General features: G+C 66.1%; 2 protein-coding genes. Both read right to left on the reverse strand.

The features are described from left to right. Positions 1–3: 3 nt before the first annotated feature. Positions 4–267, reverse strand: coding sequence for a type II toxin-antitoxin system RelE family toxin (locus tag ACRWND_RS30915; protein ID WP_431955304.1), 264 nt, complete (start codon positions 265–267; stop codon positions 4–6). Then, complete coding sequence (locus tag ACRWND_RS30920; RefSeq protein WP_045558185.1) at positions 260–529, reverse strand: type II toxin-antitoxin system Phd/YefM family antitoxin; 270 nt, start codon at positions 527–529, stop codon at positions 260–262. Before ACRWND_RS30920 ends, ACRWND_RS30915 begins: the two co-directional genes overlap by 8 nt. Between the last annotated feature and the right edge of the window lie 100 nt (positions 530–629).

Consider the following 629-nt stretch of genomic DNA (forward strand, 5'->3'; position numbering starts at 1 on the left):
CCCTCAGGTGTCATAGACGGTGGAGCGATGCCCGACGTGTACGACCCACACCACCAGTTCGCCGTCGTCGATTGTGTAGATCACGCGGTAGTCGCCCACCCGGAGGCGGCGGCGGTCGGGCTGGGAGACGAGGGCAGTGGTGTTGACCCCCGTCGGGTCGTTCTCCAGCTCCGTCAGCTTGGCCACGATGCGGAGGGCCATGTCTCGCGGGATCTTGCGGAGTTCGGCCTGAGCCTCGGCTCGGAAGACGGTGCGGTACCTACTCACTGCGCGCCAGCGTCTCCCTCATGATGTCCTCGATCGGGATACCGGGTGCCGGGTTGGCCATGCGCTCGTCGATGATCCGGTTGATCTCGCGCTCTTCCCACTCCTGGTACTTGCGCAGCACCTCGATGGACACCACGGCGGCGACCTGCTTGCCGCGCCGGGTGATGACGGTAGGAACGTCGTCCCGGTCGGCCCGCTCCACGACCTCGGCCAGGTGTGCCCGGACATCGCGGATGGACTCTATCGGCATCGACTGTGTCATGCGCCCAAGAGTACCGAGTGCCTCATGTGTACACAACGGGGAGTGCGAACGAGGAATCGCCTGGGTCGTGGCGGACGCCTCCCTGATCGCCGCCGTCCGG

It is taken from the genome of Actinacidiphila sp. bgisy167 (assembly GCF_965342175.1).
Taxonomy (GTDB): Bacteria; Actinomycetota; Actinomycetes; order Streptomycetales; family Streptomycetaceae; genus Actinacidiphila.

Bases quoted from the DNA above. Each gene is read 5' to 3' on its own strand.
- ACRWND_RS30920 (WP_045558185.1), bottom strand. From the start codon at position 529: ATGACACAGTCGATGCCGATAGAGTCCATCCGCGATGTCCGGGCACAC.